The organism is Flavobacterium sp., assembly GCF_024305175.1.
GTDB lineage: Bacteria > Bacteroidota > Bacteroidia > Flavobacteriales > Flavobacteriaceae > Flavobacterium.
The window spans coordinates 17,292-44,020 of record NZ_JAMWYY010000006.1; the positions used below are offsets into that span (position 1 = coordinate 17,292).

The 26,729-nt window shown below is 41.1% G+C and carries 25 protein-coding genes; 18 read left to right on the forward strand and 7 right to left on the reverse strand.

Annotated features, from left to right (window positions below; translation table 11 throughout):
* Positions 1-3: 3 nt before the first annotated feature.
* From Q0K96_RS02575 to Q0K96_RS02600, 6 genes are all read left to right on the forward strand, one after another.
* Positions 4-2,211, forward strand: coding sequence for a redoxin family protein (locus Q0K96_RS02575; RefSeq protein WP_297332448.1), 2,208 nt, complete (start codon positions 4-6; stop codon positions 2,209-2,211).
* A gap of 45 nt (positions 2,212-2,256) precedes the next feature.
* On the forward strand, positions 2,257-2,712 hold the full coding sequence (locus Q0K96_RS02580) for a response regulator transcription factor (RefSeq protein ID WP_297332449.1): 456 nt from the start codon (positions 2,257-2,259) through the stop codon (positions 2,710-2,712).
* A gap of 107 nt (positions 2,713-2,819) precedes the next feature.
* Entirely contained in the window at positions 2,820-3,347 is a 528-nt protein-coding gene (locus Q0K96_RS02585; protein WP_297332450.1) for a DUF4199 domain-containing protein, read from the forward strand.
* Between the two features lie 62 nt (positions 3,348-3,409).
* Complete coding sequence (locus Q0K96_RS02590; protein WP_297332451.1) at positions 3,410-4,000, forward strand: Crp/Fnr family transcriptional regulator; 591 nt, start codon at positions 3,410-3,412, stop codon at positions 3,998-4,000.
* 374 nt (positions 4,001-4,374) lie between these two features.
* Positions 4,375-5,103, forward strand: a complete 729-nt coding sequence (locus Q0K96_RS02595) for a pirin family protein (RefSeq protein ID WP_297332494.1) — start codon at positions 4,375-4,377, stop codon at positions 5,101-5,103.
* A 37-nt stretch (positions 5,104-5,140) separates the two neighbouring features.
* A complete protein-coding gene (locus tag Q0K96_RS02600) occupies positions 5,141-5,671 on the forward strand; it encodes a YceI family protein (protein ID WP_297332452.1) in 531 nt (176 codons plus the stop codon).
* A 129-nt stretch (positions 5,672-5,800) separates the two neighbouring features.
* Here Q0K96_RS02600 and Q0K96_RS02605 read toward each other — a convergent pair whose 3' ends face one another.
* From Q0K96_RS02605 to Q0K96_RS02615, 3 genes are read right to left on the reverse strand one after another with little or no spacing between them, the layout of a single operon-like run.
* Complete coding sequence (locus Q0K96_RS02605) at positions 5,801-6,934, reverse strand: M23 family metallopeptidase (RefSeq protein WP_297332453.1); 1,134 nt, start codon at positions 6,932-6,934, stop codon at positions 5,801-5,803.
* A gap of 55 nt (positions 6,935-6,989) precedes the next feature.
* A complete protein-coding gene (locus Q0K96_RS02610; protein WP_297332454.1) occupies positions 6,990-8,036 on the reverse strand; it encodes an RluA family pseudouridine synthase in 1,047 nt (348 codons plus the stop codon).
* Positions 8,023-8,640 carry a PASTA domain-containing protein gene (locus tag Q0K96_RS02615; protein WP_297332455.1) on the reverse strand — a complete coding sequence of 206 codons (618 nt, stop codon included), beginning with the start codon at positions 8,638-8,640 and terminating at the stop codon, positions 8,023-8,025. The genes Q0K96_RS02610 and Q0K96_RS02615 overlap by 14 nt, the downstream gene beginning before the upstream one ends.
* 101 nt (positions 8,641-8,741) lie before the next feature.
* Between Q0K96_RS02615 and Q0K96_RS02620 the strand changes: the two genes are divergently transcribed.
* From Q0K96_RS02620 to Q0K96_RS02655, 8 genes are all read left to right on the forward strand, one after another.
* A complete protein-coding gene (locus Q0K96_RS02620; RefSeq protein WP_297332456.1) occupies positions 8,742-9,719 on the forward strand; it encodes a D-alanine--D-alanine ligase in 978 nt (325 codons plus the stop codon).
* Between the two features lie 14 nt (positions 9,720-9,733).
* Entirely contained in the window at positions 9,734-9,955 is a 222-nt protein-coding gene (locus Q0K96_RS02625; RefSeq protein WP_348677798.1) for a DUF433 domain-containing protein, read from the forward strand.
* Entirely contained in the window at positions 9,952-10,293 is a 342-nt protein-coding gene (locus Q0K96_RS02630; protein WP_297332458.1) for a DUF5615 family PIN-like protein, read from the forward strand. Before Q0K96_RS02625 ends, Q0K96_RS02630 begins: the two co-directional genes overlap by 4 nt.
* Entirely contained in the window at positions 10,294-10,749 is a 456-nt protein-coding gene (gene coaD / locus Q0K96_RS02635; protein ID WP_223051941.1) for a pantetheine-phosphate adenylyltransferase, read from the forward strand. It abuts the gene before it with no gap.
* A gap of 7 nt (positions 10,750-10,756) precedes the next feature.
* The gene (locus Q0K96_RS02640) at positions 10,757-12,487 is read left to right on the forward strand and encodes a M14 family metallopeptidase (protein ID WP_297332459.1); all 1,731 of its coding nucleotides are present in this window, start codon (positions 10,757-10,759) and stop codon (positions 12,485-12,487) included.
* A complete protein-coding gene (locus tag Q0K96_RS02645; RefSeq protein WP_297332460.1) occupies positions 12,484-13,200 on the forward strand; it encodes a hypothetical protein in 717 nt (238 codons plus the stop codon). Before Q0K96_RS02640 ends, Q0K96_RS02645 begins: the two co-directional genes overlap by 4 nt.
* A gap of 120 nt (positions 13,201-13,320) precedes the next feature.
* On the forward strand, positions 13,321-17,808 hold the full coding sequence (locus Q0K96_RS02650) for a choice-of-anchor I family protein (RefSeq protein ID WP_297332461.1): 4,488 nt from the start codon (positions 13,321-13,323) through the stop codon (positions 17,806-17,808).
* 85 nt (positions 17,809-17,893) lie between these two features.
* Entirely contained in the window at positions 17,894-18,631 is a 738-nt protein-coding gene (locus tag Q0K96_RS02655; protein ID WP_297332462.1) for an ElyC/SanA/YdcF family protein, read from the forward strand.
* A 45-nt stretch (positions 18,632-18,676) separates the two neighbouring features.
* Here the strand turns inward: Q0K96_RS02655 and glmM are convergent, their stop codons facing one another.
* Entirely contained in the window at positions 18,677-20,068 is a 1,392-nt protein-coding gene (gene glmM / locus Q0K96_RS02660; protein ID WP_297332463.1) for a phosphoglucosamine mutase, read from the reverse strand.
* 135 nt (positions 20,069-20,203) lie between these two features.
* Complete coding sequence (locus Q0K96_RS02665) at positions 20,204-20,950, reverse strand: hypothetical protein (RefSeq protein WP_297332464.1); 747 nt, start codon at positions 20,948-20,950, stop codon at positions 20,204-20,206.
* A 121-nt stretch (positions 20,951-21,071) separates the two neighbouring features.
* On the opposite strand from Q0K96_RS02665, the gene Q0K96_RS02670 reads away from it, so the two are divergent.
* From Q0K96_RS02670 to Q0K96_RS02685, 4 genes are all read left to right on the forward strand, one after another.
* The gene (locus Q0K96_RS02670; RefSeq protein ID WP_297332465.1) at positions 21,072-21,656 is read left to right on the forward strand and encodes an acyl carrier protein phosphodiesterase; all 585 of its coding nucleotides are present in this window, start codon (positions 21,072-21,074) and stop codon (positions 21,654-21,656) included.
* Entirely contained in the window at positions 21,653-22,321 is a 669-nt protein-coding gene (locus Q0K96_RS02675) for a DNA alkylation repair protein (protein WP_297332466.1), read from the forward strand. Before Q0K96_RS02670 ends, Q0K96_RS02675 begins: the two co-directional genes overlap by 4 nt.
* Before the next feature lie 73 nt (positions 22,322-22,394).
* Positions 22,395-24,215: a chloride channel protein gene (locus Q0K96_RS02680; protein WP_297332467.1), complete on the forward strand. Its 1,821-nt coding sequence runs from the start codon at positions 22,395-22,397 to the stop codon at positions 24,213-24,215.
* 87 nt (positions 24,216-24,302) lie between these two features.
* On the forward strand, positions 24,303-25,232 hold the full coding sequence (locus Q0K96_RS02685) for an NAD(P)/FAD-dependent oxidoreductase (protein ID WP_297332468.1): 930 nt from the start codon (positions 24,303-24,305) through the stop codon (positions 25,230-25,232).
* A 107-nt stretch (positions 25,233-25,339) separates the two neighbouring features.
* Here the strand turns inward: Q0K96_RS02685 and fsa are convergent, their stop codons facing one another.
* Positions 25,340-25,996: a fructose-6-phosphate aldolase gene (gene fsa / locus Q0K96_RS02690; RefSeq protein ID WP_297332469.1), complete on the reverse strand. Its 657-nt coding sequence runs from the start codon at positions 25,994-25,996 to the stop codon at positions 25,340-25,342.
* Between the two features lie 25 nt (positions 25,997-26,021).
* Positions 26,022-26,729: a hypothetical protein gene (locus tag Q0K96_RS02695; protein WP_297332470.1), complete on the reverse strand. Its 708-nt coding sequence runs from the start codon at positions 26,727-26,729 to the stop codon at positions 26,022-26,024.

A 26,729-nucleotide genomic window follows, 5' to 3' on the forward strand; every position in this document is an offset into this window, starting at 1 on the left:
CCAATGCAAAACTTCATTACGGCATTAAAAGCCGAACACATAAAGAAAAAAGGCACAGGGCTGTATGTAACATCGGCAATTTTAGGTGTTATTTCACCTGTTATATTAACTATAGTAAACCTTACACAGCTAATGCAGGAGCGCAACCAGCTGCCTTATAACTATTATATAAAATTTATAGAAAACTGCCTCGACCCTTTTGCTACATTCTTTTTCCCGCTTATGATTATTATAACGGTAAGCAGGATAACACAGCTTGACCATAAGAACGGAGGATGGCAACTTATGGAAACCCAGCCTTTAACTAAGGCATCCATCTATTTTTCTAAGTTTACCGTGGTACTTACAGCAAACCTCATCACTATAATATCGCTTATTGCAGGCTGCTATCTTTTTGGGTGGATTACCTCAATGGTAAATGGAGTGCCTGAAAACGCTGCACTTACCCCTGCTCTTGCAGACGCGTTGCTTATTGCCGCAAGGCTGTTTATTGCCGGGTTGTACCTTACCGCATTCCAGTATATGATATCGGTAATAATGCCAAGTTTTATATGGTCTATACTTGTGGGGTTCTTCCTGCTGCTTGCTTATCTTTTCCTTACAGCGATGGGCATAGTACCGGAGTGGTACCCAATAGATTTGCTTGGCAAAGTTTCAACATATAAAAAGGGCAGCGAACTCGGATACTGGTTTACCTATTCGGCAATAGTGAGTTTATTATGCTCTGTTATTGTATTATATTTTGGTTTCCAGTGGTACAGGCACAAAACGCTTAAACTTGCATTTGGCACACCTAAAAGGGCAGCCATGCTTGTTGGGGTTCTTGCTGTATTTGGCGGATTACTGGCTTATACCCTTACGCCTGATGTAATGCAACCGTATGGTAAAACTATAATTGCCGGTACAATAGACTCTGATACGCCTATTAATAAGCTCTATGTTCGTGACGCATTTATTAACGACACTATTGCTGAAATAGATGTTAAAGATAATAAATTCCATTATGAGATAAAGAAGAATATGCCGCTGGATATATACCAGGTTGCGATAGGCGAAGCCGGAGCTATCAATGTTGCAATGTCAAGCAACGACAGCCTGCACATTGCTGTAACAAAACGTGGACAGGCAGCCGATGCGGAAGTAACGGGAACCCGCCTTGCTGAAAACCGCTACAAAAAAGATAATAAATACAGCTGGAGCAGCGTAAGCTATTATATTGAAGAAAACATTGGCCTGGATGATGAAGAGCGTATAATTGATGAACTGGTTAGCGAATGGAAGGATAAGATGAACGAGTCTGACAACTTTAAAACAGTTGATAATTATGTGCCGAGAGACGACTTTAAAACGCAGAACAAAAAGATACTAACACTCACCTATCTTAACCTCTGGGAAGATTTCCTGAAAAAGAGGGCAGCTTTATATCCTGATAAGGAAACGAAAGAAACCCCTGAAATTGCAGAAATGAAAAAAACCGTACCGCTTAATGAGCAGGGGCTTTTAAGTAACGAAGAGTATTTTAATTATGTTTCGTCTCAGATAACCAAAGCGGATACAGAGGATGTAAGTGAAAACGCTAAAGCATTACGTGCTATTGCAAAAATGCCCGAAGGCGACTTTAAAGACAAAATACTTTTTAAGCAACTGGAAAAAAGTATTAAAGAAGCCTCTGATAAAAAAGAGCGCGACAGCCTTGCAGGCCTGTATACGGCAATGTTTAAAAATGAGCGTTACAACAACATTATAAATTATAAAAAAGAAATTATAAACAAGCTATCCAAAGGAATGGAAGCGCCATTGTTTGATGCTGTAACAATGAATAACCAGCCTGTAAGCCTTGCCGACTTCCGTGGTAAATATGTAGCGATAGACGTTTGGGCAACCTGGTGCGGGCCATGTGTTTACCAGTCACCTTATTTTGAAAAAATGGCTGTTAAGTATAAAAACAATAACACACAGTTTATTGCAGCCAGTATAGATGCCAGGATTGATAAATGGCTGGTAGAGGCTAAAACAAAGTCAAAATCGGTATTGCAACTTCATATTAATAACGAAAAGCAGTTTAGTAAAGACTACAATGCCGAGAGTATACCGAGGTTTATCCTTATAGACCCCGAAGGTAATTTTGTTAATGCCGATATGCCTTACCCTTCAGAGCCTGTTTTTGAGCAATTGCTGCGGCAGACCCTGGGACTTGAAGAACAAAAATAATTTTATCTTTGCCCTAAACACCACCATATGTTCAGGGCATTTTTTTTGAAACATAAACTTGTAATTGTTTACGGCTGTGCGCTTGCCCTGCTGCTGTTTGTTATGCGCTGGCTCGAAATAAGGCTGCTTATTATGAGCCATGCACAGGATATATACTTTGGTATAATAGCAGTAATATTTACAGCGCTTGGCATATGGATAGCCCTTAAAGTTGCAACGCCAAAAAAAGAGGTGGTAGTGGTAGAAAAAACTGTTTATGTTAAACACACAAATGATTTTGTACGCAATAAAGAAGCGCTTGCATCTTTAAACCTCAGCCCACGCGAAACAGAAGTACTGGAACTTTTAGCCACCGGGCTGAGCAATGCTGAAATTGCGGGTAAACTGTTTTTATCGCTTAATACGGTTAAGACACATACCTCTAAACTGTATGAAAAGCTTGAAGTTAAACGCCGCACGCAGGCGGTGGAAAAGGCGAGGCAAATGGGTATTATAGCCTGATACTTTAGTATTAAAATACCTGTATGATAAAGAATCACCCAAAAGTATGAGTGCTGTAAACGGTAACTAAGGCAACTTTGCTGTTGTAAAACAAAAACAAAACTATTATGAAAAAAAATGTATGGGCCTTTGGCCTGGTTGCGGGCTTTATCAGTATTATTGGCTTTATCGTATTCACTATCTTTCCCGAAGCAATAGATATGCAAAGCGCCATGTATTATGGCTTCGCATCTATGCTGCTTGGTTTATCACTCATTTTTGTGGCGGTTAAAAATTACCGCGACAAATACAACAATGGGATAATCACATTTAAAAAGGCATTCCTGATGGGGTTATATATAAGCCTAATCGCTTCTACAATTTATGTAGTAACCTGGCTTATAGAGTATTATTTTATACTGGATAATTTCTGGGCTAAAATGGCCGAAATGCACGGGCAGTCGCTTGCTGCGGCTGGCGTACCCGCTGAGAAAATTGCCACCGAAGTTTCACAGATAAAAGAATATGAGCAGTTTTATGAGGATTATCCACTATTTGCTGCTTTGTACACCTATATAGAAATACTGCCCATTGGCATAGTAATATCGCTTTTAGTCGCGGCAATACTAAAAAAGAAAACAGCAGCAACTGTTTAGAAAGTGCCCCCGGGCACTTTTTTTATTGCCTTTTATTATATTTGTAGAAACCCCAACCTAGTATGGAAAGCTACAGCAGTATCAATAAAAGTATAAGCCGCTATGTTACGTTTAGCGATGCAGAACTTACTATTTTCAATTCGCTGCTGCAAGTCCGCACCGAGCCCAAAAAAACGATAATGCTACATGAAGGCGAGGTTTGCAATTTTGAGGCTTATGTAGTGAAAGGATGCGTGCGTAAATACTATATTGATGAAAACGGATCTGAAGTGATACTGCAATTTGCCGTAGAAGATTCATGGATAAGCGATATTTCGTTCAGTATTTATGAAAATGAGCCAAGCCGCGTATTTATAGAAACCCTTGAAGATTGCGAGTTCCTTATCTTTACCCCCGAAGCTAAAGAAACCCTTTTTGAAAAAGCGCCGCGCTTTGAAAGGGCTTTCCGTATACTGCTGCAACGCCACCTTGCCGTTACCCAGAACAGGCTTTTTAATACCATAGCAAAATCAGCAACCGAAAAGTATATCGAATTTTTAGAGCACTACCCCACCCTACCGCAACGTGTGGCACAACATTACATTGCTTCCTATCTTGGCATATCAGCCGAATTCTTAAGTAAAGTACGCGCCAAACTGGCAAAAAGCCATTAGCTTACAGCTATCAGTCCTCAGCTATCAGGTGTCATGCAAAAGTAATCAGGCAATCAATATAACTTTAATCTATAAAGAGGTGTAATTAATTCTCTTTCTATCCCTATTCAATATTTTCTGATAGCTAATTGCTGACAGCTGCTTTTCTTGTCCCAGTTCAATGCACAGGCTTTTTGTGCATGCTAACTTTGTACTGTTAATCTTAAAAAACCAACGGTATGAACAGGAAAGATTTTATAAAAAAAGGACTTATGGGTACAGGTATGTTTGTTGCCACTGCTGCGGCAGGCAGCGCCCTGAAGAACAGTATTGATGAAATTGAACCTTTGCAACCAATAGGTTATAATCATTTACCTAACACAAAATCTTTAATCATGGAAAATACAGTTTTGCATAAAGCGGCAACACGCGGCCATGCTAACCACGGCTGGCTCGATTCGTATCACACTTTTAGTTTTGCCAACTACCACAACCCCGAAAGGATGCATTTTGGCGTGCTTAGGGTATTAAATGACGACCGTGTAGAGGCCGGTATGGGTTTTGGCACCCACCCGCACGATAATATGGAGATTATCTCCATTCCGCTGGAAGGCGACCTTGAGCACCAGGACAGCATGGGTAATACTGCCGTAATTAAAAAAGGCGATATACAGGTTATGAGCGCCGGTACCGGAATTTCTCACAGCGAGTATAACCGTAATAAAGACAAGCTTACAAAATTCCTTCAGATATGGGTGTTTCCCAACAAACGTAATGTTGCACCACGGTATGACCAGATAGCACTTAATGAAGCCGACAGGCACAACAAGCTGCAACAAATACTATCGCCTAACGCTGATGATGAAGGTGTATGGATACACCAGGATGCGTGGTTCCATATGGGTAAGTTTGATAATGGCGTAAGCACTGATTATACTATTAAGAAAGAAGGCAATGGTGTGTATGCTTTTGTACTGGAAGGCGATTTTACCATAAATGGTATAAGCCTTAACCGCCGCGACGGTCTTGGGATTTGGGAAACCAAAAAGCTGGATATTACAGCAGCATCCCAAGATGCAGAAATTTTACTTATGGAAGTGCCAATGGCGCTAAGGCAGTTTTAATGAATTAATAAATTAACAAATCTTCAAAATAATAGTTATGAGCACAACAAAATGGGCGGTTGACCCTTCACATTCAGAAATAGGTTTTAAGGTAAAACACATGATGTTTACTAACCTGTCAGGCAATTTTACAGCATTTGAAGCCGCTGCCGAAACAAATGATGAAAACTTTGATAACGCTTCTTTTACTTTCAGCGCAAAGGCAGATTCGGTAAACACAGGTAATGCTGACAGGGACGGGCACTTAAAAAGCGGTGATTTTTTTGATGCAGAGAACTATCCGGATATTACCTTTACCTCTACAGGTTTCAGTAAAAACCAGGGCGATTATTACACCCTAACAGGGGATTTAACCATACACGGTGTAACTAAAAGCGTTACGCTTGATGCTGAATTTGGCGGTGTAGCAAAAGACCCGTGGGGTAATGTTAAGGCCGGGCTTTCTGTAACCGGAAAAATAAACCGTAAAGACTTTGGCCTAACCTGGAACTCGGCACTCGAAACAGGCGGTGTACTGGTAGGCGAAGAAGTAAAGCTGAATATTGAGCTGCAATTTGTTAAGCATTAATTAATAAGCTATTGACCATATAATGGGCTGTTTAAGTTTCCATTTCGACCTTGTGGAGAAATCTTTACACATTGAGATTTCTCAGCTTCACGTTGTTACACTCGAAATGGAAGCCTATACAGTCCTTTTTTATTTTATTTCACCGGCAAGGCTTTTGTGAAGAAAAGCCATTTTCCCGTTTCTCGTAATAATATGCAGCCAGTCTTGGTGCTGTCCTAAAAGCTGAACTGTATCATTAGCGGTAAGCTGCCCGATAGCATTAAATGAAGTTGAAGGCCCCTGTCTTAAATTGGCCGTTGCCTTTGCCTTTAATTGCGAAACATTGTAATTAAATGTAAATCCCGAAACTTCAGGTTTATCTGTCTTAAAAACAAATGGTAACGGGTTTACTGCACCCCGCCCGGTGTAAATACCAAAGTGAAGGTGCGGAGGCGTAAACCTGGCATTACCTGTGTTGCCCACAAAACCAAGTGTGTCGCCTGTTTTTACAGTTGCACTGCCATCCACGGCTATACTGTCTAAATGGGCATAGTATAAAGACTTACCGAGCAATCCGTCACGCAGCCATACCTGCTTGCCGCCAAGCCCCCGCTCGCCAGTATAAGTTATAAAACCATCGGTAACCGCTACAACAGGTGTACCCTTTTTGGCAAAAATATCAATACCCTCATGCCGCCGCTTTCCACCGTCACGCTCCATACCCCAAAAACTGCCTACATCGGAGTTGCCTTTTCCTGCTACGGGGAAATCATATTGCGGGCGTTTGTAAATACTAATAGTAAAAGGCGTATCGGCTGCAATTTCGGGCTGGATGATAACTTTATAAGTGCCTGAAGATTCAGGTATATATTCAAGCCTTGTATGGTTTATAGCCGCTTTTTCGGATTTGGTTCTGTTAGTGTTTAACACTTCCATAAATACCCGTTGTGCTGAAGAGTCTTTTATAATTTCGGCAATAAGCACTTCGCCTTCTTCGAGTGTAATGTCATACGTATAAACCTCATCAATATCCGCATTGAATTTCCCCTTTTCGACATAGGGGAGGTTTACCGAAATACTGTCGTTAAGTGCTGCCTGATAAGCATCATGCCAGTTGCTGTATGCCTGTTCGTTGTCTTTAAACTCCCTTTTATATATTTCACGTGCTGTTGGGTTAGTAATAGAGTCGGTTACTTTCTGAATACCGGAACAGCCTGAACATTGCAATACCAGAAAAATTAAAAGTATTGTGCCGGCTAAATATATGTATATCCTGTTTTTCACACTTAATTTTAAGCATGAATTGTGCCACTAAACGTTAAAAAAATTAACTGGGAAGCTACTCATCCCCCTCAAACTCACGCGATTTAGAATATACACGCCATTTTTCGATACACTCCTGCATATCGGCAGGTATCTCGGTATCAAAGCGTATAAACTCTTTTGTAACAGGGTGCTCAAAGCCAAGTGTTTTGGCGTGCAGTGCCTGGCGCGGCAATACTTTAAAGCAGTTCTCTATAAATTGTTTGTATTTAGTAAAGGTAGTACCTTTAAGGATGTTGTCGCCGCCATAGCGGGCATCATTAAAGAGTGTGTGCCCTATATACTTCATGTGCACACGTATCTGGTGGGTGCGCCCTGTTTCGAGCTTGCACGAAACAAGGGTAACATAACCAAAACGTTCTATAACTTTGTAGTGTGTAACAGCAGGCTTGCCTTCGCTGCCATCGGGGTAAACCGTATTTTGCATCCTGTCTTTAGGGTGGCGGCCTATATGGCCTTCTATTGTACCGCTATCCTGCTCTACATTGCCCCAAACAAGCGCTATATATTCCCTCTCGCTTGTTTTTTCAGAAAACTGGCGCGTAAGGTGTGCCATAGCCTGCTCGGTTTTTGCAATAACCAAAAGCCCTGACGTGTCTTTATCGATACGGTGCACCAGCCCCGGCCTTTCGCTGCTGTTCATGGGCAGGTTCTCAAAATGGTAGGCCAGTGCATTAACCAGCGTGCCGGAATAGTTGCCGTGCCCGGGATGCACAACCATACCTGCGGGTTTATTTACCACAAGCAACTGGTCGTCTTCATATTCAATATCCAACGGAATATTCTCCGGTTCAAGCAGGTATTCATAAGGCGGATGCGAAAGCAGCACGCGCACCACATCATTAGCCTTAACTTTGTAATTCGATTTTACAGGAACATCATTAACATAAATGTTACCTGCTGACGCAGCCTGCTGTATTTTATTGCGGGTGGCGTTCTCTACAAGGTTCATCAGGAATTTATCTACACGCAGGGGTGCCTGCCCCTTACCTGCTTCAAAACGGAAATGTTCGTACAGTTCGTCTTCTTCCTGCTGCTCTATAATGGTATTAATTTTCTTCAACGATTTCTGTGTCTTGTGCGTTACTGTCTGTATCCTCTTCTTCCTCGGTATAGCCGGTTTTACCATCGCCAAGCACAAGGTCTATTTTACTTGCTTTCTTTACCATGTCGCCTGCTTTTAGCTTTTTGCCGTTCTGCGACATTTCAAGCACCACATCTTTAGCAAGATAGGGCTTATAAGTTACTTTACCTTCATCAAGCCCGGCGGCTTTTAATGTTGGTAAAGCCTGCCTGTAAGTTTTCTGTACGAGGTCGGGCACACGTATGTCGTTATATCCACCTGCATTTACTTTTATATACACCTTCCTGTTTTCCTTTACATTTACGTTGGGCAGCGGGTCCTGCTGCACCACACTGTACGGCGGAAAGTCTTTATTAAAATCTACCGTATCAAGTACTACATACTCAAGATCTATCGCTTCAAGCGTTGTACCCACTTTCTCAACCGACATTTTAGCAAGGTTAGGCACGGGTATTTCCTGTCCGTGGTTGGTAGTGCTGTCCAGCCATTTAAGGGCTGCAAATACTACTATTATAATAATGCCTACGGCTATGCCAAGCTGTATGACAAAAGTTTTACTCTTCAGGAAATTCTTTAGGCTCATGTATCCACAATTTTGGCAAAGATATAAATAATACCAAACTTATAAGTTTGAATAAATAATGATATTTTTGTGTTTAACAAACCTAACACTAACGCAGGCCAATGAAAAATGTTGCCATTATTATGGGCGGGTACTCCAGCGAGTACCAAATATCAATTAAAAGCGGTAATGTTGTTTATAAATCGCTCGACAGGTCTAAATACCATCCATACAGGGTACATATATTACAAGAAAAATGGGTAATGGTGGATGATGATGAAAATGAATACCCTGTAAACAGGCACGACTTTTCGGTTGACCATGACGGACATAAGGTAACTTTTGATGTGGTTTTTAATGCCATACACGGCACACCGGGTGAAGACGGGCTTATACAAGCCTACCTGGAGCTGTTGGTCATACCGCAAACATCCTGCGGGTTTTACCAGGCGGGGCTTACTTTTAACAAGCGCGATTTGCTAAGCGTTTTAAAGCCTTATGGTATAAAAACTGCGGTTTCGCATTACATAAACCTGGGCGATGTAATAGATGTTGAGGGTATATTAAGTAAAATAGGGCTGCCCTGCTTTGTTAAGCCAAATAAGTCCGGTTCAAGTTTTGGTATTTCTAAAGTTAAGGAGCAGGAAGAATTTATGCCTGCCATAGAGAAAGCTTTTAAAGAGGATAGCGAGATATTAATTGAGAGTTTTCTTGACGGAACAGAAGTTTCGGTAGGTGTTATTAACTATAAGGGCGAAGTTAAGGTACTACCGATAACAGAAATTGTATCTGAAAATGAGTTTTTTGATTATGAGGCAAAGTACCTTGGGCAGTCGCAGGAAATAACCCCTGCAAGGATAGATGATGATATGAGCGCAAAAGTAGCTGCAATAGCAAAAAAGGTATACCAGATACTGAAAATGGAAGGCTTTTCGCGCAGCGAATATATAATTGTAAATGGCGATCCACACCTGTTAGAAGTAAACACCGTGCCGGGTTTAACCGAAGAAAGCATACTGCCGCAACAGGCGCGCGAGGCGGGTATTACACTGCCTGAATTATTTGATAATGCCATACAACTGGCTTTAAGGAATAAGTAAAAAAATGAGTTATGATAAATTATAAAGACTACATAACAATAGATGCGAATATCAGGTTTGGTAAGCCTGTTATTTTGGGTACGCGAATAGCTGTATATGATGTTTTAAGCTGGTTTGCAAGCGGCATGACTGTTGAAGAAATTATAGAAGATTATCCGGAACTAAATAAAGAGCAGATACAGGCATGTTTTGCCTATGCGGCAGACAAAGAACATAAAATAAGTATAGCTTCGTGAAACTTTTATTTGACCAGAATATTTCTTTTAGAGTTATTTCGCGCATACAACACAATTTTAACGAGGCACAACAGGTTAGGCAGCTTGCATTAGAAAATGCATGGGATACTACAATATGGCAGTATGCAAAAGATAATGACTATACAATTGTTACTTTTGATTCTGACTTTTTTGATTTATGCAGTATAAAAGGACATCCACCTAAAATAATATGGCTCAGGTTGGGTAATACCTCAACAAATTATATTGCAGAAATAATTAACCAAAAGGCTGAAATAATTTCTGATTTTATAGAAAAACCAGAATATGAAAATATAGCCTGCTTAGAAATAAGATAAATGAAAACAGCAGTATTCCCAGGGTCGTTTGACCCGATAACATTAGGCCACTATGACATTATAAAAAGAGGCGTTAAGCTCTTTGATAAGATAATTGTGGCCATAGGTGTAAATGCCGAAAAGAAATATATGTTCCCCATAGAAGAGCGCAAGCGTTTTATAGAGGAAGCCTTTAAGGATGAACCTAAAATTGAGGTTATTACTTATGAAGGCTTAACAATAGACCTTTGCCAGAAAGTAGGCGCTAAATTTATATTGCGCGGGCTGCGTAACCCTGCCGACTTCGAATTTGAAAAGGCTATTGCCCACACCAACCGGGAGCTTAGTAAAATAGAAACGGTATTCCTGCTTACGGCTGCGAGAACATCTTACATTAGTTCGAGCATAGTGCGCGATGTATTGCGTAACGGCGGTGATTATACCATACTGGTGCCTGACTCTGTCAGGGTAAAATAATATGTATATGAGAATCCTGCTCCTGTTGTTTATCTTTTCTGCTAATCTTTTTGCACAAAAAAATATGTATTTAACGCCATACGAAAAAGGCAATGGCAACCAAACTGCCACCTATAATGAGGTTATTGCTTATTTTAAGCAACTGGATAACAGTTTTGAAAGCATCAGTATGCAGGAAATGGGCCTTACCGATAGTGGCGAGCCATTACATATAGTTATTTATAATCCTGATAAGGTATTTGACTTTGATAAAATAGATAAAGAAAAAGCAGTACTTCTCATTAATAATGGCATTCACCCCGGCGAACCCGATGGTATAGATGCTACAATGATGCTGTACCGCGATTTGGCAACAGGCAAAATTGCAGCACCAAGAAACACGGTAATTGTAAATATACCTGTTTATAATATTGGCGGTGCGCTTAACCGCAACCCGCATACCCGCGCCAACCAGAACGGCCCCGAAAGTTATGGCTTTCGCGGTAATGCCCGTAATTATGACCTGAACCGTGATTTTGTTAAGTGCGATACCCGCAACGCGCGCAGCTTTGCAGCAATTTTTCATAAAGTACAGCCGGATATTTTTATAGATAACCACGTAAGCAATGGCGCCGACTACCAGTACACGCTCACCTATATTGAAACACATCATCAAAAGCTGGGCAGTAAACTCGGCGATTTTTTTACAGATGAAATGATGCCTGAAGTACTGGCTGCCCTTAAAAATAAAGGCATTGAGGCAACGCCTTATGTAAATGTACATGATGATATGCCGGATGGCGGTTTTGATAAGTTTATGGATCATCCGCGTTATTCTACCGGTTATGCCTCGCTGTTTAATGTGCCTGGCTCTATGCCCGAAACACATATGCTAAAGGAATATCCGGCACGGGTAAAGGTTACGTATGAGTATATGCTGGAATCGTTGCTGTACATAGACAAGAATAGTAAAAAGATAAAAACACTGCGCAACGAAAACCTCAATCAATTTAAACCTTCGCTAAACTATACATTGCAATGGCAACCAGACCGCGAAAAGGTAACACAATTCCCTTTCCTGGGTTATGAAGGCGGTTATAAAAAGAGCGAAGTTACAGGTGCAGACAGGCTGTATTATGACCGCAGCAAACCATTTAAAAAGGATGTTCCCTATTATACCGAATACAAACCGATTGTAAAAGTTGAAATTCCGGGAGAGTATATCATTCCGCAGCAATGGTGGGAAGTAATTGATCTTTTAAAACTGAACGGCATAAAAATGCAGCAATTAACCAAAGATGCCGAATTTAAAGTGGAGAGTTACCGCATTAAAAGTTATGAAACCTCATCTTATCCTTATGAAGGGCATTACCCGCACAGTAATGTTCAGGTAGAAAAAAGCTATGAAACAGTAAAGTTCAGGAAAGGAGATTATATAGTAAGTACCAGCCAGCCCGGTGTAAAATATATTGTTGAAATGCTGGAGCCGCAGGGCATTGATTCTTTCTTTAACTGGAACTTTTTTGATGCCATACTGCAACAGAAAGAATATTTTTCTGCTTATGTGTTTGAGGATACCGCAGCGCAACTGCTTAAAGATAATGCAGCCTTAAGAGCAGAATTCGAAAAAAAGAAAGCAGAGGATAATAAATTTGCAGCCAGTCCCGAAGCACAACTCGACTGGATATACCGCCACTCTGAATATTATGAGAAATCTCATATGCAATATCCTGTATATCGCAAAATGAAGATGCTGTGAAATTAGAATTCCATCCAAAATTATTCTTTTACTTAACGCTCGGTTTTGTACTCGCAACTGTTATCGGTACAGTAAGCCATGAAGGCGGGCATTATATTGTTGCCAAATCTTTAGGTTTTAATCCGCACTTAGGCTATGCATACGTAAACTATTCAGATAGCAAAAACATAGAGGCGGTTAAACAGTATTATAAAGACAACAAGAAGGCAATAAAAGACCAGGATTCGGACAAACGAAAACATTTTGACGAACTCAAAGATAAATATTATCCCAAACGATGGGAATCATTTTTAATAACATTAGGAGGCCCACTGCAAACTATGCTCACAGGAAGCATCGGTGCATTACTTTTATGGTTCAGGCGAAAAGACATCATAGCAACGGGGATTTCCTTTAAACAATGGATATTTGTATTCCTTGCCTTCTTTTGGTCGCGCGAAATATTTAACCTGCTTGGTTCAATTCCGGCTTATATAAGCGGCCGTGGCGCAAACCTTCGCGGAGACGAACCAAAACTTGCAAAAATGCTTGGTTGGCCTTCTTGGTCGGTAGCACTCCTTTTTGCATTTATGGGTGCCGTAATATTATTATGGGTAACTTTTTACATCATTCCTAAGAAAGAACGGCTCACCTTTATACTCGCGGGGCCGTTGGGTGCAGCAATAGGTTGGTGGTTTTGGCTGATAAAATTTGGCCCTGTATTACTACCTTAAGAATTCTTAACTTTTAGAAAACACATTACAGGAGATGTTAATACAGCATTCCTTTTTAGTTAATCTTTAATTAAAATACAACACTGATTTTTGTAGCTATTATTAACAAACTACTAAATCATGTTGAACAACTACCTAAAAAAAGCACTTATGTTACTGGCTTTCTGCTTAGTAACATTTGCTGCAACAGCGCAGGATCTGGTGCATTACTGGAACTTTAATTCCGTAAGCGGCACCCTTACAGATGTACCTGCCGATTATTCCCTTATCACAGGGGAAACATCTATTACCTATCCGGGCACAGGTGCCGGTTATATGGACGATGTTTCAGGTGATATCCTTAATGCGCAAATGGGAGCCGAAGCCGGATTCGGGCTAAGGGTAAGAAACCCAAGCAACACGCGCGACCTGCTTATTGCTTTCCCGACAACAGGGTACCAGAATGTTATGGTTACTTTTGCAGTAACAAGAACAGGCTCTGGCGCTACAGAACAATACTACAGCTACAGTATTGATGGCGGTGCTACATACAGTACCACAGGTTTAACCACAACCACATTTAACCCTACAGAAAGTTATACACTTTCAACCGTAGATTTTTCGGGTATTGCAGGCGTTGCCAACAACCCCGATTTTATCTTCAAGATTAACTTTGGCGGTGCAAACGCTGCTGGCGGAAGCGGTAACAACAGGTTTGATAACCTTGCGGTTATGGCAACACCGGTACCTTCTGAAATGCTTATCCATTACTGGAATTTCAACACATCTGTACAGGATGGTGTTACTACTACAGCAGTAGCTTCAGATCTTTCTCTTGTTGCCGGTACTGCACAGATAACCTATCCCGGTACAGGCGCAGGCTATATGGATGGTGTAGATGAAGGCTCGCTTTTAAACGCACAAAACGGCGATACAGAGGGTAATGCATTAAGACCGCGCAACCCAAGTGCCTCACGCGATTTTCTTATTGCATTTCCTACAACAGGTTATGAAAACATAGAGGTTAGCTTTGCCACTACAAGAACAAACTCGGGTGCTACAGAGCAATACTACTCGTATAGCTTAGATGGTGGTGTTACCTACACAAGTGCAGGTTTGGCAACAACTACCTTTAACCCTACAACAAGTTTCAGTATTGTAACGCTTGATTTTTCAGGAATTGAAGGCGCTGAAGACAATGCTGATTTTATCCTTAAGATAAACTTTGGAGGTGCTAATGCATCAGGCTCTGGCGGTAATAACAGGTTTGATAACATTACAGTTATCGGTACGCCAATGGAAGGTACTACAGATACTACAGCCCCTATGGTTACCATAACCCCGGCTAACCTTTCTAACTTTCTTCCGGTAGATGTTATGCCTACTTTTTCTTTCAATGAAAATGTAAGGATGGCGGATAACAGCCCTATAACTTCAGCAAACGCGGCTTCTTTAGTAGAGCTTCGCCTTGAAAATGCTTCGGGCGCTATAGTTCCGTTTACAACTACTTTTGCCAATAACACCATTACAATACTACCTGACGCAGATTTACTTAACGGGCAGCAGTATTATGTAGCCTTACTGCCTAACATGGTAGAAGATTTTAGTGATAATGTTGTTGCAACCGGGCAGTCTTCAGTTTTTACTACTATTGCGGTACAAACACAGTTTACTGCGGGCGATATGGCTGTTGTAGCATACAGGATGAATGCTTCTTCTACAGAAGATGAAGTGGCGCTTATTACTTTTGTAGATATTGCCCCGGGTACTTTTATTTACCTTACCGACTCTAAATATACCACAAATGCACAACCACAGTGTGCCGAAGCCATTATGTGGACTGCCACGCAGTGTGTGCCGGCAGGATCTGTTATTACAATACAAACAGATGCGTTACTTTCTAATACAGGTACGGTTACAGGTAACAGCTTCGGGCTTAGCTCGGGCGGAGACCAGGTAATTGTATATACAGGTTCGGCTGCCATGCCAAACTATATTACGGCAATGAGCTCTAATGCATGGCTAACTACTAATACTGAATGCAGCGGCAGCAACTCTATGCTTCCTGCAGGTTTAGCAGATGGCGTTAGTGCTGTTAACCTTAGCACAGCACCGGGTAATGATGCAGGAAATACTGCCAATGCTTATTATAACGGTACTACGGAAGGTACTCCTGCCGAGCTTAAAGCTGCCATACTTAATTCTGCTAACTGGGTGGGTGTTGCAGCAGGTACGCCGGCACAAACATGGCCTGTATGGAACTTCCCAAGCTCGCCAAATGTTCAGGATATAAGTGTACTAAACAACACTACTATAGCGATTACATTCAATAACGAACTGGAGGCAGCTTCAGCTTCTGATATTGCAAATTATACAGGTATAAATGGCCTTGCAAGTGCTGCTGTAAACGGTAATGTGGTAACACTTACTTATTCATCTGCATTTGAAGGTGGCAGCTCTTACGAACTTACCATCAATAATATTGAAGATGAAGCAGGCCTTACTATGGCTTGTGAGTACGTTTACGGCTTTACTTATAATACTGAAATTGCATTCGAATCTGAATTTATTGTAACAGATGAAGCGGCAGGAAGCGTAAACATAGTGCTAAACCTTGCAGGCCCATCAAATGCTTCGGTTGATTTAGTACTCAAGGCTGCACCTTTCAGTACTGCCGATAGTAATGACTTTACATATACTACCACTACCCTTACGTTTACAGGAACAAGCGAACTTACGCAAACTATAACCATACCTGTAATTGACGATACAGAGGAAGAGCAACATGCCGAATACTTTGTATTAAGCCTTGAAAACCCTGTAAATATCAATATTACGGGTGAAACATTTGCAACGGTTTATATTACAGATAACGACCGTATGGCACCAGAGCCAACTCAGGATATAGAGCTTCAGTATGTTGGCAGCTTCGACCCATCAGGCACTAACTCAAGTACCTGCGAGATCGTGGCTTATGACCCGGCTACAGAAAGGCTTTTCACTACAAGTGCTGTGGCAGGTTTCCTTGATGTGATAGACTTCTCTAACCCTGAGTCTCCGGAAGTAATCAACTCTGTTGACATGAACCCCTATGGTGGGGTTACCAGCGTAGCAGTTAAGAACGGTATGGTAGCCGTGGCTTCTCCAAATGCAGAAGAGTACCTTAATGGTTCAGTAGTATTCTTTAATGCAGATGGCGAGTTCCAGAGCCAGGTAACTGTTGGCGCACTGCCGGATAATATTACTTTTACTCCAGATGGTACTAAAGTAATTACAGCTAACGAAGGACAACCAAACAGCGACTATAGCATAGACCCTGAAGGCTCTGTAAGTGTAATAGATGTTACAGGCGGTATGGCTGGCCTAACCGATGCTAACGTTACCACACTTGATTTTAATGCTTACAATGCTCAGGAAGCTGCCCTTATAGCTTCGGGTGTAAGGAAACTGAAAGCCGAAAGCACTATGGCACAGGATTTTGAACCTGAATATGTTGCCGTAAGCGCCGACTCGCAAAAAGCATGGGTAACACTACAGGAAAATAACGCCATTGCAGAAATAGACTTAACCAACATAAGCATAGCCGATGTTTGGGCACTTGGCACTAAAGACATGAGCCTGCCGGGCAATGGTTTTGATATTTCTGATAATAACGGTGAAATACTTATAGCCAACTGGCCTATAAATGCTTATTATATTCCGGACGCTGTTGCTTCATACAGCGTTAATGGTGTAAACTATATTGTAACCGCTAACGAAGGTGACGAAAAAGAATATGACGGCTTTGAAGAAAGGACAACCATTGGCAACAACGGCTATGTACTTGATGCTGCTGAGTTCCCGCAGGCTGCAATGCTTAAAAAGAGCCACAACGCTGGCAGGATGAGGGTTACCAACCTTGACGGTGACACAGACAACGACACTCAGTTTGAAGAAATTTACTGTGTGGGTTCTCGTTCATTCTCTATATTCAATGCTGATACTAAACAAATAGTGTTTGACAGTGGCGATGATTTCGAGATGTACACTGCCATGACTCCTGCTTTCAATCCTATATTTAATGCTGATAGCGAGGATAACGAACAAAAAGGCCGTAGCCGTGCCAAAGGCCCTGAGCCGGAAGGTGTAACGGTAGCCACTATCCTGAACCGTACTTTTGCCTTTATAAGCCTGGAAAGGATTGGCGGCGTTATGGTATATGACGTTACCGACCCTGCAAATGCAGTATTTACCGACTATAAGAACAACAGGAGCACTACAGCCTATGAAGGCGACCACGGCCCGGAAGGCATCACTTTTATTAATGATACAGATAGCCCTGACGGTAAAAATTATATAATTGTAGCTAACGAAATAAGCGGTACGCTTACAATATATGAGGTAGATGTTACCAACTTAAACACAGATGATTTTACTGCCCTGCCTAAAACATTTAATGTATTCCCTAACCCATCAGTGCAGGGAGTGGCTTACTTTAACCGTGCTGCTGATATTGAAGTTTATGATATAAACGGCAAACTGCTTCACACTGAAAAGCAGGCGCTTAAGCTCGATACTTCTGCAATGGCATCGGGTATATACCTGATAAGGACACAAGAAGGAATTGTAAAGAAACTTATTGTAAAATAACGTTTTTTGTGACTTGTTTTTGATTTTTATATCCTGCCCGATACGGGCAGGATTTTTTTTAACTTTACAGACCATAACCCTAACTATGGAAAAGCTGATAAGCCCTATATACCTGTTTTGGATATTGCTGCTTTTTGCGCTGGTATTAAATGCCATAAAACGCAAGAAAACAGCGAGACTGTTGGTAATAGTTGCTATTACAGAGTTATTCGTCTTTTCTGTAAGCCCGTTGCCAATATGGCTTATGCGCAACCTTGAGCAGCAATATAAACCGCTTGATACGCCAAAAGTGCCAATGGGTACGCCTGTTATGGTGCTTGGCGGCGGCCACGTTAACGACAGCTCGCTAACTGCTATCCACAGGCTTTCGGGTACGGCCCGCTCCCGCCTGATGGAAGGCATACGCATTTATAATAAAATGGAAAGATGCAAATTTATAACTTCGGGTTATGCAGAAGATAATAAAGTATCCCAAGCAGAACTGATGGCACAGACAGCCATTGCCTTCGGCGTTAAAGCAGATGACATTATAATGCTCCTGCATCCCAAAACAACATGGGAAGAAGCAATGACTGTAAAAAAATATTCGGGGACAGATAAAAAAATAATAGTAGTTACAAGCGCTTCGCACATGCCGCGCGCCATACAAACATTTAAGCAGGCAGGGTTAAACCCTGTAGCGGCTCCTGCCGATTATTACATTAAGCACGATGCTGAAAGTATGCTTTACACATGGACGCCTTCGGCACAAAAAATTATTTATACAGAAAAAGCAATGCATGAATATCTGGGCATGCTGTATTATAAGTGGTTTAAAAAATAAACCTGCGGCAGTGCCGCAGGTTTATCATGTATTATAACGGAAAACTTATATTCCTGCTATTTCTTTTATTTCAGTAATAATACGCTCAGCAAGAGCATCTGCATTGGCCTGTGTTGGCGCTTCGGTATAGATTCGGATAATCGGCTCTGTGTTCGATTTACGCAGGTGTACCCATTCATCAGCAAAGTCTATTTTGACACCGTCAACAGTACTTACTTTTTCATTTATATACTTGCCCGCCATGCCTTCCAGAATGGCATCTACATTTATTTGCGGTGTAAGCTCTATCTTATTTTTACTCATGTAGTACTGCGGGTAAGACGCCCTTAGCGCTGCAACCGATTGTATGTTATTTTGGGCAAGATAGGTTAAGAACAAAGCAACACCCACAAGCGCATCGCGCCCGTAGTGAAGTTCAGGATAAATGATACCGCCGTTACCTTCGCCGCCTATTATGGCATTATTCTTTTTCATCAGTTCAACCACATTTACCTCGCCTACGGCACTGGCCTCATAGCTACCGCCATGCTTTTCGGTTATGTCGCGCAGCGCGCGCGATGATGACATATTGCTTACCGTGTTACCCGGTGTTTTGCTGAGTACATAATCGGCACAGGCCACAAGCGTATATTCTTCACCAAACATTTCGCCGTCGTCAGATATAAATGCAAGCCTGTCAACATCAGGGTCTACCACAATACCAAAGTTAGCTTTCTCCTCTGTTACCAGCTTGCATATATCGCCCAGGTGCTCTTTTAAAGGCTCCGGGTTGTGCGGAAAATGTCCGTTTGGTTCGCAGTACAGCTTTACCACCTCTACCCCCATCTGCTCCAGCAGTTTCGGGATGATAATACCTCCCGATGAATTTACGCCATCTACCACTACTTTAAAACCGGCAGCTTTAACAGCCTCAGCATCAACAAGCGGCAGGTTAAGCACCTCATCAATATGAATATCCATATAGGCATCATTTTGTGTTACTTCGCCTAAATTGTCCACATCGCTAAAGTCAAAAGCTTCGGCTTCGGCTATTTTAAGTATTTCGGCACCATCGGCACCACTCAAAAATTCGCCTTTTTCATTCAGCAGCTTTAGTGCATTCCACTGTTTAGGGTTGTGGCTGGCAGTAAGTATAATACCACCGTCGGCTTTTTCAAGCGGTACGGCAACTTCAACGGTTGGCGTTGTAGAAAGCCCTAAATCCACCACATTTATGCCAAGGCCCACCAAGGTATTCATTACAAGGTTGTGTATCATGGGACCCGAAATACGGGCATCGCGGCCTATAACAACGGTTACTTTATCTTTTCCTGAATGTTTTTTTAGCCAGGTACCATATGCAGATGCAAATTTTACAGCATCTACGGGTGTAAGGTTATCGCCGGTCTTACCGCCAATTGTTCCCCTGATACCTGAAATAGATTTGATTAACGTCATAATTCTGTTGGTTTTTCGGTTAACGCAAATATAAGCTTTACACCAGCTTCTGTTTTAACTATAAATTATTTTTATTTTAGTTTATACACTTATTAAGTTAATTTCAACTAAATATACTTTCCTAATTATTATATTTTATAATAGATACTGATACCCTATCTCTTCTAAATCAGATTTTAGTTTTTCAAAATCATTCAATTCAGGATTTATTTTATTAACCAAATCTCTTGTAATAATTGTTCCACTAAACACCTCCTCTATCATTTCCAGTTTAAGCTCATTCTCTTTAAAATTATCTTGATAATATGCTTCTGCCCAATTTTTATACGAAACAGGATTACCGTCTAACAATTCAAGTAAATGACTTGACCCATCCTTGTATTCATCGTTAGGTAAATCAACTTTTCCGGTTTTCCAATCTGTATCAGTCATAGTTTGCCAAATACAAAAGGTTGTACCTATGCTTTTTACAGGCTCCCCGAATATGAATTCATCAAATAGTTTTGGTAATTCGTCAACCAAACCATTTGGCATATCCTGAATTAATTTAGTTTTAGGTTCCTTTTTTAAGAAAAACAATTTTTCTACAAATGTCTTTTTTACTTCTACAGAAACACTCTTCCATCCATTCATTTCACTCTCATTTGCAAATCCGTTTATGCAAGTCCCCTCTTCACAAAAAAGTATTAACATATGATCGCCCTGACCATTCCTCATTTCGCAAATCTCTTCAGTTTCGCTCCAGCTACTCTGGTAAGAATAGTATCTGTATTCCCAATCAGGGCAAATAATTGCTTCTAAAGCAGAGATAGATTTGCAAATCTTTTTTAGTTCAATCGGACTCGGCAGAAGGTTTAAATTTTCTGTTGAAAGTTTTTTCATTGTTTTTTTGTCAAATATATTTAACGAATATAAAAAAACTAACAATGGTTTTAGCAAACTTGTCGATCCTAAAGACAAATTTGCATTTTGCAGCCATAAAACAATTCACTACATTGGGAGTATGAATTTCCTCGCACATATTTACCTTTCAGGAGACAATAACCTGCTTAAAATTGGCAACTTTATTGCCGATGGCATACACGGGCAACCGCCTGAAGATTTGCCTGAAGAGGTAAAAAAAGGCATTGTGCTGCACAGGTTTATAGATACTTACACTGATGCACACCCCGTTTTCAGGCAGAGTACCAAAAGGCTGCACCCCTATTACCACCACTATTCGGGAGTTATAATTGATATATTTTATGATCATTTCCTGGCAAAGAACTGGAATGAGTATCATAGTGAATCGTTGCAGGACTATACAAATGGTTTCTATACGCTTTTACAGGAAAACGAAACTATACTGCCTGAAAAAACAAAAGGCATGGTACCTTATATGATTAAGCAAGACTGGTTGGGCAGTTATGCCACTACAGAGGGTATTGGGGGAATCTTAAAACAGATGGACAGGCGCACCGCAAATAAATCGGGTATGGGGAATGCTGTTGAGCAACTTACAGAATTTTATGAGGATTTTGAAGAAGAGTTCAGGGTATTCTTTGAAGACCTGCGACAATATGTCAGAGAAAAAACCAGCGAAATATGACAGGCTTTACAAACAGGCTGCAATCAGTTTTTCAGGAAAATGCATCGTGTCAAAATGCAGGAGCAATGCAAAAATATATGAAAGATAATTTTCCTTTTCTGGGCATAAAGACTGATTTGCGAAGAGCTTTACTGAAGCAGGTTTGGCAAGAGCATAAAGATGAAGTGTCTCAACATCCGCGTAAACTGGCAAAACAGCTTTATGCACTACCGCAACGTGAATACCATTACTGCACTATTGAAATACTGTTAAAAGAACTCAAAAAGAAATATCGTAAAGAAGACATAACACTAATTGAATTTATGCTGGTAAAGCACTCATGGTGGGATAGTGTGGATGTACTTGCAAAATATATGCTTGGTGACTATTTAAAGCAATACCCGGATGAAACACATATGGTGATACAAAGGTTCTCAGATTCAGAAAATATGTGGCTTAACCGTAGTGCTATACTATTTCAGCTTGGTTATAAAAAAACTACTGATATGCATATCCTTTTCAGCGAATGTTTAAAGCACAAACATTCTAAAGAGTTTTTTATTCAGAAAGCTATTGGCTGGGCGCTGCGCGAATATGGTAAAACCAATCCTGAAGCTGTACGTGATTTTGTAAACGGAGCCGGATTAAAACCTTTAAGTGAACGGGAAGCTTTAAAAAATCTGTAAAACCTGCTGTATTTTTTTTAAATGAAGTAACTTCGCAGTCTATACATTTTTTTCTAATTTTTCACCATAACAGATGCTTAACCGTAACGTTTCAAAAGTCCGCTTGTTCTTCCGGAACAATGTCCGCCGCGTTGAAACTTTATTTTTTATTATTAAGAGCCTCCTTAGCGAAAGGCAGTTTATCTATGTTTCTGCCGTACTGGTATCTGTATCTACTGCTTTTGCTGTTATTGTGCTTAAGGGCTTTGCCCATAACGTGTTTCTTTTTGCCAATTATATAAACGGCTATTTAAAGCTGCCCTATATTAACAGTTTGCTGCCCATTGTTGGTATTATACTTACTGTATTTGTAGTGCGTAAGGTTTTAGGTGGTAAAATAGAAAAAGGCAGCTCCCGCATACTATATGCTGTTGCAAAACGTGGCGGTATTATGCCCAGAAAGCAAATGTATGCGCAGATTGTAACAAGCTCATTAACGGTTGGCCTTGGCGGTTCGGCAGGATTAGAGTCGCCTATTACCATTACCGGGGCAGCGTTCGGCTCTAACTTTGCCCAAAAATACAAGCTAAGCAAGAAAGACAGAATATTACTTTTAGCATGTGGTGTGGCTGCCGGTATAGCGGCTGCATTTAACGCACCTATAGCCGGTGTACTTTTTGCCATAGAGGTTGTCCTTGCCGATGTTAGCATAACCGCATTTATACCCATAATGATATCGGCTGCTACGGGTGCCATAGTATCTACTGTAGTGCTTAATGAAGAAGTATTGCTCTCGTTCCGCCAACAGCATTCTTTTGATTACCATAACATTCCCTACTACATTATTTTAGGCATACTGGGTGGGTTGGTATCGGTTTACCATGCACGTAAATTCCAGAAGATAGAAGCCCATTTTGCTAAAATGCGCAACGGCGACTACCGTAAAGCACTTTATGGTGCTTTGCCGCTTGCAGCACTGATATTTTTACTGCCCACACTGTTTGGTGAAGGTTATGAAAGCATAAAAGTTTTGGCAAACCCCAACCCGGAAGCATTACTTAATAACACCGTTTTAGAAGAATTTAAACACAACGGCTGGGTTTTACTCGCTTTTGTAGGCGTTACCATGCTGGTGAAGGTATATGCAACGGGGCTTACACTCTCAAGCGGGGGTAACGGTGGTAACTTTGCACCATCATTATTTGTAGGCAGCTATCTCGGTTTTTTTGTAGCTAAGTTTGTACACCTGATAGGGCTTGACAGAGATTTACCAGTAGGCAATTTTACCATAGTAGGTATGGCGGGTATACTAAGCGGACTGTTTCATGCACCGCTTACAGCTATCTTCCTCATCGGGGAAATTACAGGTGGCTATAACCTGATGCTGCCGCTTATGATAGTATCATCTGTAAGCTTTGCTGTATCGAAACAGTTTGAAAAACACTCTATGGATATTAAGCACCTTGCCGAAGAAGGCCAGGTATTTACCAGCGATAAAGACCGTAACATACTTTCGAGCATAGACCTGCTGGGCGTGGTAACAACCGATATAAAAACGATACAGACAACGCATAAGCCGGATGATGTTATTAACCTGCTCTCTACCACCAGCCAAAACATTTTTGCCGTTACAGACGAAAAAAACAGGCTTATAGGCATTGTAGATTTTAACTCGATAAGACATTTGGTTTTTAGTCCCTTTAAAATTAAGTACAGTAAGCTGGAAGAAATGATAGCCGCACCGCGGGAGGTTGTTTCTTTAGAAGACTCTGTAGAGAGTATTATGGAAAAATTTGATGCTTCGGGAACTGATTACCTGCCCATACTTAAAGATGAGCGTTATTACGGCTTTGTATTTAAATCTAAAATACTGGAAGCCTATCGCCAAAAGCTGAAGGAAATAGTTATTGAATAAACCTGCTGCAAAACAAACGTTTAAGTTACGTTAAACTGCACCGCGCTGCCATAATGGTTTAATACTTTTACAGTACAACTTATGGCTATGGAAAACCAACAGACTTTTGATGTAATTATTATAGGCGGAAGCTACGCGGGGCTTTCTGCAGCACTTGCATTGGGGCGCTCCCTGCGCAACGTACTGGTGATAGATAATGGTAACCCCTGCAACGCTCAGGCACCCGAATCGCATAATTTTATCACACAGGATGGCGAAACGCCATTTGCCATACGCGAAAAAGCTAAAGCACAACTTAAAAATTATTCTACCGTTCATTTTCTGGAAGAAACAGTAACTGATGCTTTTGAAGAGGGTAATAGTTTTACTGTATCGACAAAAGCAAACAGCAGCTTTACTGCTAAAAAACTATTATTTACTACCGGGGTTACAGATACCCTACCCAATATAGAGGGCTTTGCCGAATGCTGGGGCAAAAGCATACTGCACTGCCCCTACTGCCACGGATATGAGGTGGCGGGCAAAAGGCTTGGCGTAATAGGCAATGGCGATATGGGCTTTGAAATGGCTAAAACCATTTGCCACTGGGCCGGCGAACTTACGCTATTTACCAACGGCACCAGCACATTAAGCGATGAAGAAGTTTTACTGCTTAATAACCGTAATATTAAAGTGGTTGAAAATGAAATATGCGCTATTGAGCATAATAACGGATATGTAAGCCAGCTTACATTTGATGATACCGAGCCTGAGTATATGGATGCACTCTTCACCCAACTGCCATTTGTGCAGCAATGTTCTATCCCTGAGAAAATGGGCTGCGAGTTTACTGAGCATGGTTTTATACAGGTAAGCAAAACTATGGAAACATCGGTGCCGGGAGTATATGCGGCAGGCGACTGCCTCACGCTGTTCCGTTCTGTGGCTAATGCTGTTGCAGCGGGTAACAAAGCAGGGGCAACCATCAATAAACAGTTTATTGCAGAAGCATTTAAATTGGAAAAAATAAAGGCATAAAAAAACCGCCTCTTGTGTTGAGGCGGTTTGTATATAGTTTAGATTTCTCCATTTCAGTCGAAATGGAAATGCATTTCTATATTGATCTTTGATTTGTTCAGTATTTATTACTTGTTACCCTTTTCGTAATCAGCAATAAACTGGGCAAGGCCAGAGTCGGTAAGCGGGTGCTTTAAAAGCCCTGTAATGGCGCTAAGCGGCCCGGTCATAACATCGGCACCAATCTTGGCACAGTTCACTATATGCATAGTATGGCGAACCGAAGCAGCAAGTATCTGCGTTTCGAATGCGTAGTTATCATATATCTGGCGTATCTCGTCTATCAGGTTAAGACCGTCTGTAGAGATATCATCCAAACGCCCTATAAAAGGAGAAACATAGGTTGCTCCCGCTTTTGCTGCCAACAATGCCTGCCCTGCACTAAACACAAGGGTTACATTGGTTTTTATCCCACGGTCTGCAAAATATTTGGCTGCTTTTACACCATCCTGTGTCATTGGTAGTTTAACTACTATCTGCTCGTGCAGTTCGGCAAGCTCCTCGCCTTCTTTAATCATGCCTTCAAAATCTACAGCATTTACTTCGGCACTTACATCGCCTTCCACTATATTGCAGATGTCTACATAGTGCTTAAGGATGTTATTTTTACCTGTTATACCCTCTTTTGCCATAAGCGAAGGGTTTGTGGTAACGCCATCTAAAACGCCAAGTGCCTGTGCTTCCCTTATCTGGTCGAGGTTAGCTGTATCAATAAAAAATTTCATATTATAAAAATTATGTTGTTTCTGTTTAAAAACGGTAACATGCCGATATACCGGCATCAAACCTGTTTACGGAACGCATATCATCATCCAGTAAATCTATATTGGCATCATAGTTACCCGGGCCTGTTACATTTAACCCGAACACGATACCTGTTGTATAGCTTATTTTAGGCCCTATTACAAAATTATCAATAATTTCATACCTGTAGCTTAATGAGCTCAAAAAGCCTATACCGCCTCCCCTTATTTCATAAAGTTCAGGATAATAGGCATCCTCCTTATATCGGATGTACCCAATAGCCTGCTCCAGGTTAAGCTCATGGCGGGTATTTTCAGGCAATCTGAAGTTAACCATGTAAGATGGTGCATACAATGAAACGCTTACCTCATTCCTTACATCAGTTATGCCGATAGGTTCATAATCATTGCCCGGTGCATAAGCATATACATTACTCGTTTCCATATCGGTTGAATAGTTGGTATATACAAAACCGATACAATTGTAATTATCCAGTTTGTAATACAGGCTAACATCTAATGTAAGCCCCCTGTTATTTTCACGTCGATAATCCCTCTCCCAGTCATTGTAGTATTCATAACTCCCTGAAAAGCCAATGCCGTAATGCACACCAACATTTAACAGGAAGCCTTCCTGGCTTTCTGTATAATCCTGTGCCGTAGCCGTAAATACACCTGCTGCCAAAAGCACCAGCGATAGTAAAATTTTTCTCAT

What these genes read in the sequence shown, in the direction of transcription:
- Q0K96_RS02575 (WP_297332448.1), top strand. Translation starts at nt 4, where the DNA reads ATGCAAAACTTCATTACGGCATTAAAAGCCGAACACATAAAGAAAAAA.
- Q0K96_RS02585 (WP_297332450.1), top strand. Translation starts at nt 2,820, where the DNA reads ATGAAAAAAAATGTATGGGCCTTTGGCCTGGTTGCGGGCTTTATCAGT.
- Q0K96_RS02590 (WP_297332451.1), top strand. Translation starts at nt 3,410, where the DNA reads ATGGAAAGCTACAGCAGTATCAATAAAAGTATAAGCCGCTATGTTACG.
- Q0K96_RS02595 (WP_297332494.1), top strand. Translation starts at nt 4,375, where the DNA reads ATGGAAAATACAGTTTTGCATAAAGCGGCAACACGCGGCCATGCTAAC.
- Q0K96_RS02600 (WP_297332452.1), top strand. Translation starts at nt 5,141, where the DNA reads ATGAGCACAACAAAATGGGCGGTTGACCCTTCACATTCAGAAATAGGT.
- Q0K96_RS02615 (WP_297332455.1), bottom strand. Translation starts at nt 8,640, where the DNA reads ATGAGCCTAAAGAATTTCCTGAAGAGTAAAACTTTTGTCATACAGCTT.
- Q0K96_RS02620 (WP_297332456.1), top strand. Translation starts at nt 8,742, where the DNA reads ATGAAAAATGTTGCCATTATTATGGGCGGGTACTCCAGCGAGTACCAA.
- coaD (WP_223051941.1), top strand. Translation starts at nt 10,294, where the DNA reads ATGAAAACAGCAGTATTCCCAGGGTCGTTTGACCCGATAACATTAGGC.
- Q0K96_RS02640 (WP_297332459.1), top strand. Translation starts at nt 10,757, where the DNA reads ATGAGAATCCTGCTCCTGTTGTTTATCTTTTCTGCTAATCTTTTTGCA.
- Q0K96_RS02650 (WP_297332461.1), top strand. Translation starts at nt 13,321, where the DNA reads ATGTTGAACAACTACCTAAAAAAAGCACTTATGTTACTGGCTTTCTGC.
- Q0K96_RS02655 (WP_297332462.1), top strand. Translation starts at nt 17,894, where the DNA reads ATGGAAAAGCTGATAAGCCCTATATACCTGTTTTGGATATTGCTGCTT.
- glmM (WP_297332463.1), bottom strand. Translation starts at nt 20,068, where the DNA reads ATGACGTTAATCAAATCTATTTCAGGTATCAGGGGAACAATTGGCGGT.
- Q0K96_RS02665 (WP_297332464.1), bottom strand. Translation starts at nt 20,950, where the DNA reads ATGAAAAAACTTTCAACAGAAAATTTAAACCTTCTGCCGAGTCCGATT.
- Q0K96_RS02670 (WP_297332465.1), top strand. Translation starts at nt 21,072, where the DNA reads ATGAATTTCCTCGCACATATTTACCTTTCAGGAGACAATAACCTGCTT.
- Q0K96_RS02675 (WP_297332466.1), top strand. Translation starts at nt 21,653, where the DNA reads ATGACAGGCTTTACAAACAGGCTGCAATCAGTTTTTCAGGAAAATGCA.
- Q0K96_RS02680 (WP_297332467.1), top strand. Translation starts at nt 22,395, where the DNA reads ATGCTTAACCGTAACGTTTCAAAAGTCCGCTTGTTCTTCCGGAACAAT.
- Q0K96_RS02685 (WP_297332468.1), top strand. Translation starts at nt 24,303, where the DNA reads ATGGAAAACCAACAGACTTTTGATGTAATTATTATAGGCGGAAGCTAC.
- fsa (WP_297332469.1), bottom strand. Translation starts at nt 25,996, where the DNA reads ATGAAATTTTTTATTGATACAGCTAACCTCGACCAGATAAGGGAAGCA.
- Q0K96_RS02695 (WP_297332470.1), bottom strand. Translation starts at nt 26,729, where the DNA reads ATGAGAAAAATTTTACTATCGCTGGTGCTTTTGGCAGCAGGTGTATTT.